General features: G+C 66.2%; 5 protein-coding genes. 2 read left to right on the top strand and 3 right to left on the bottom strand.

Annotated features, from left to right (window positions below; genetic code table 11):
• Positions 1-366: VOC family protein (locus VF515_16180; protein ID HEX7409168.1), on the bottom strand; the 366-nt coding region annotated here is incomplete at its 3' end.
• A 130-nt stretch (positions 367-496) separates the two neighbouring features.
• Here VF515_16180 and VF515_16175 point away from each other — a divergent pair.
• Entirely contained in the window at positions 497-1,771 is a 1,275-nt protein-coding gene (locus VF515_16175) for an NAD(P)/FAD-dependent oxidoreductase (GenBank protein ID HEX7409167.1), read from the top strand.
• Between the two features lie 41 nt (positions 1,772-1,812).
• Here VF515_16175 and VF515_16170 read toward each other — a convergent pair whose 3' ends face one another.
• Positions 1,813-3,033 (bottom strand): THUMP domain-containing protein, encoded by a 1,221-nt coding sequence (locus VF515_16170; GenBank protein ID HEX7409166.1) that lies wholly within the window; start codon positions 3,031-3,033, stop codon positions 1,813-1,815.
• A gap of 182 nt (positions 3,034-3,215) precedes the next feature.
• Here VF515_16170 and VF515_16165 point away from each other — a divergent pair, with 182 nt between their 5' ends.
• On the top strand, positions 3,216-4,004 hold the full coding sequence (locus VF515_16165; protein ID HEX7409165.1) for a DNA-binding protein: 789 nt from the start codon (positions 3,216-3,218) through the stop codon (positions 4,002-4,004).
• Positions 4,005-4,083: 79 nt separating this feature from the next.
• On the opposite strand, the gene VF515_16160 is transcribed toward VF515_16165, so the two are convergent.
• Entirely contained in the window at positions 4,084-4,620 is a 537-nt protein-coding gene (locus VF515_16160; protein HEX7409164.1) for a TIGR03618 family F420-dependent PPOX class oxidoreductase, read from the bottom strand.
• Between the last annotated feature and the right edge of the window lie 59 nt (positions 4,621-4,679).

The raw sequence follows: 4,679 nt of genomic DNA, 5'->3' as shown, positions 1-4,679 counted from the left end.
GCCGACGTCTTGCGGCGGGCAGTGAAACGTCATTCCAGCCGCCTTGAGCCGCTCGTACTCGCCGTCGAGATCCTTGACGTCGAGGCAGATGTGAGTGATGCCGTGATCGCATACCGGCCGCCGTGGGTCGCCAGACCGCGGGGTCGGTGACTCATACTGGAACAGTTCGATGATCGCGTTGCCGGCCCGCAGCATCGCCGCGCGGGCAGCAGAGTTCTTCAGCCCGGTGATGCGGTCGGCGGGCTCCGTGCCTGCAGGCCAGGCGAATTCGGAGATCACGGGGAAACCCAGAAGATCGCGGTAAAACTCCAGCGCCCGGTCCAGGTTGCCGGTCGAGATGGCGGTATGGTGAATCCCTCGAATCATACTCGGTCCTCCTTTGTGACACTTGCCGCGAGGCTCGTGGAAGCCATCGAGCCCAGAGTGAATCATGACGGCCGGGGCCGCCGCAAGAAAGGAAGTGGCGGCCACCGTCTGCTAAGATGCCGCGGCAACCATGGAGACCTACGACATCGTCATCGTCGGGGCGGGAGCCGCGGGTCTCGCGGCCGCCATCTTCGCCGGCGACACCTGCCGGCAAGGCGCCGGAGCGGGGCGGCAGTCACGGATCATCGTGCTCGAAGGCGCCGCGTCCATCGGGGCGAAGATCCTCGTCTCCGGCGGCGGCCGCTGTAACGTCACGCATGCCGAGGTCAGTCCGCTCGACTTCAACGGCTCCCGCAACGTCATCCGCAACGTGCTGGCGGCCTTCGACGTCGCGGCGACCTGCCGTTGGTTTGCCTCCCTGGATGTCGAACTGAAGCGCGAAGAGAGCGGCAAGTTGTTTCCCGTCACCGACAGTGCTCGCACCGTCCTCGCCGCCCTGCTGGGCCGGTGCGACGAGCTGGGGATCAGCGTGCGTACGGGGCACCGGGTGCACGCCGTCCGCCGCGCCGATGGTGCTTCGTCAGAGGGCCCCGGCGACTTCGTCATCGAGCATGCCGGCGGCGTGTTGCGCGTGCCGCGGGTGATCATGGCTACCGGCGGACGCTCGCTGCCGCGTACCGGCAGCGATGGGGCTGGGTGGGACATCGTGCGATCGCTGGGGCATCACGTCACCGACACCTACCCAGCGCTCGTTCCGCTCGTCCTGCAATCCGAGATGTTTCACGCCGAGTTGTCGGGGCTGTCGCAGCCGGTCGAGCTTTCCACTTCCGCCGATGGCAAGCGCATCGACCGCCGCACCGGCAGTATGCTGTGGACCCATTTCGGCATCAGCGGGCCGGTGGTGATGGACGCCAGCCGGCACTGGGTCATCGCCCGCGGGCGCGGGCAGCGCGTGGAGATGCACTGTAACTTTCTGCCGGGACACGATTTCGAACAGGCGGAGAACTGGTTGCGGGGCGCCGCCGCGCAGCGACCGCGGACGTCGCTCGGCCGCTGCCTGTCGGAGCGGTTACCCGAACGGCTCGCTCTCGCCCTCGTGCGCTGGACAGGTTGCGAGCCGACCGTACAAATGGGCCAGCTGACGCGGATGCAACGGCGGACACTGTTGCACGCGCTCAGTGCATTTCCGTTGCCCGTCGAACGCGACCGCGGTTGGAACTTCGCCGAGGTAACCGCCGGCGGCGTTCCCTTGGAGGAAATCGACTACCGCACCATGGAATCCCGCCGAGCACCGGGACTGTACCTGGTGGGCGAGATGCTCGACTGCGATGGGCGGATCGGCGGCTTCAACTTTCAATGGGCCTGGGCCAGCGGGTGCGTCGCAGGACGGGCGGCGGCGTCTTGATGGCAGGGTTTGCGGAGGTTTCTCAGCGAGCCCCTCACCATCTACTTGGTTTCTTGCCGCCAGTGTGGGCCTTCAGCTTGGCGCACCGGCTGCGATGAAATCGGAAACACCAGCAGGCGGCATTCGATCGCACCATTGTACAGGATGTGCCTACGCGCGGGCCGCAGGCCGATGCGTTTGCCGAGAGCGGGGTTGCCGGTGAGGACGTAGCCCGTCCAGCCGGGAAACTTGCGGCGCAGCGTGTCGCCGAGCGCCGCATACAGCGCGCCGAGCTGCGCGCGGTCTCCAAGGCGCTCGCCATACGGCGGGTTGATCACCACCACTCCGGGCACCTCGGCGTGCCCGCGTACCGCTATCGGCGCGCAGTCCTCCATGGCGCGTTTCTCGATGTGCACCCGGCCACGCAGACCGGCGTGCTCGACATTGGCGAGGGCGGCCCGCACCGCGGCGGCGGACGCATCATAGCCGTGGATCAGCGGCAGCCGTTTGGGGTCGCGGATCTCCTGCTCCTCGGCTTCGTGGCACAGGCGCGTCCATACCGCCGCCTCATGCCCGCGCCAGCCGAGAAATCCAAAATGGGTCCGGTTGCGCCCGGGCGGGATGCACGCCGCCATCAGCGCCGCCTCGATGGGCAACGTACCCGAACCGCACATCGGGTCGATCAATGGCGCACCGGCCGCCGCCAGCCGCGGCCACTCGGCCAGCAACAGCACGGCGGCGGCGAGGTTCTCCTTTAGCGGCGCGGCTGTGCCGCGCTGCCGGTAGCCACGGCGGTGCAAGCTGTCGCCGGAGAGGTCGATGCTGACCACGGCGCGGTCCTCGTGCAGATACACGTTCACCCGCACATCCGGCTGCGCGACATCCACGGAAGGCCGCGCCCCAGACTGCGCGCGCAGTTGGTCGACGATGGCATCCTTGGTCTTCAGGGCGCCGTAGTGCGAGTGCGCCATCGACGAACGCGATGTGGCGCAGTCCACGGCCAGCGTGCGGCGCGCGTCGAGGTGATCCGACCAGCGGATCGTCCGTACCCCTTCGTAGAGCGCCTGCGGCGTCGCCGCCGCAAACGTCGCCAGTGGCAACAGTACGCGGTTGGCAACGCGTGACCACAGGCAGACGCGGTACGCGACTTCGAGCGAGCCGGCAAAAGACGCACCCGCCCGCTGCGTCGTGATGGCCGACGCTCCGAGCGCCTGCAGCTCAGCGGTGAGCAGCTCCTCCATCCCTTTGGCGGTGGTGGCAAAGAACGCGAGTGTCTGCGGCATGGAGAGTGGTCCGTGGTGGCAAGCATCGCACGCTGCCGCCGCCCCGACAATCCCGGCGCCGCAATCGACGCGTCGCCAGTCGAGGGCCGAAGGGATCGACTACCAATTGTGGCTCGGGTGGTGTAGGAACCCACGCGTGCTCGCCAGGCGGGCCGTTGCACACCGCGACAGGAGGTACAACTGTGAAACGCCCCTTACTTTCGATCATCGTCGGCATTGCAGCCATGGCGTCGGTCACCTACGCGACCGACACCAAGCAGCCAGCAGCCCAGGCACCTGCACCGGCAGCTGCCCCATCCCACGGCCACTCGGGCGACAGCACGGTCCCGGGGAGTAATGCCGGGACCAGCACTACCGGCAAAGTCGTGGAGACGATGAACGCCGGCACCTACACCTACGTACAGGTCGACGACGGCTCGAAGAAAATCTGGGCGGCCGCGCCACTGTTTCAGGTGGCCGTCGGGGATGTAGTCGTCGTGCCCGAGGGTGCGCCGATGCGGAACTTCGAGAGCAAGACGCTGGGTAGAACCTTCGACCTGGTGTATTTTGTCGAAGCAATCCAGGTGGCCGGCAGCCATACGGGAACGGTAAAGGATCAGGTCGCTAAGGCCCACGGCACGGGCACCACGACGGCCCCGGCCGTTGCGCTCGACCTCTCGAACATCGCCAAGGCCGCTGGTGGCCACACGGTGGCGGAGGTGTTCGCCAACAAGACGGCCCTGGCTGGCAAAGAGGTGGCGGTTCGCGGCAAGGTCGCCAAGTTCACCTCGAGCGTCATGGGAAAGAACTGGATTCACCTGAAGGACGGCACCGGCAGCGCCGGCAGCAACGACCTCACCGTGACGACGGGCGCGGAAGCCGCGGTTGGCAACACGGTGCTTGTGCGGGGGAAGGTGAGCACCGACAAGGACTTCGGCTTCGGTTACAAGTACGACGTTCTCATCGAGGACGCGGCCGTCGCGGTGGAGTGATAGACGCACCCCTCACCGCCGGTTCGCTGAAATCTCGGTGACCGTGTGCCACTCGGCAGGAGGCCTTTTCAGCGGCTTCCTACGGGTGCGTCGTGTCCATCGATTGGATCTTCGCCGGCGTGATTTTGATCAGCACGCGCGGGGTATTGATGCTCTGCTGGGCTTGCGGAGTTTTTGAGGCCTCCGCGCCCATGTACTTCTCGTAAATCTTCGTGGTCGTTTCCTTCACGCCGTCAGTGAGGATCTCTGCGCTGCCGTCGATCGTGACCACCTTGTTCTTCAGGGGTGCCTCCATCACGTCGACGACGACGGCGACGTGCGGATTCTTCCGCAAGTGCTTCACCTTCGCTGCCCACGTGCGCGTGCTCAGGTACATGACGCCGTCGTGCCACAGGAACCACATTGGGACGACCTGCGGTGTGCCGTTCTTGCGCACCGTCGCGATCCGAGCCACCAGCGGCCGTGCCAGGAACGCGTCGATCTCCGCCTTGCTCATCGACGGCGGTGTTGGATGTGCCGCTGCCGCTGGCTTCTGTTCGGCAACCGCGCTGCCTGCCAGTATTGCAGCGAGTCCGAAGGCAACGGCCGTGAGTTCTGGATTGAGACGTCGCAGCATCGAGAGCCCTCCTGATTCCGTCATACATACTGGGATAACCGCATCTTCGGGTCAACCAG

The sequence above is a fragment of the Candidatus Binatia bacterium genome (assembly GCA_036382395.1).
GTDB lineage: Bacteria > Desulfobacterota > Binatia > HRBIN30 > HRBIN30 > JAGDMS01.
Note: the sequence above shows the minus strand (reverse complement) of the source record. Positions and strands in the feature narration are given on the sequence as shown.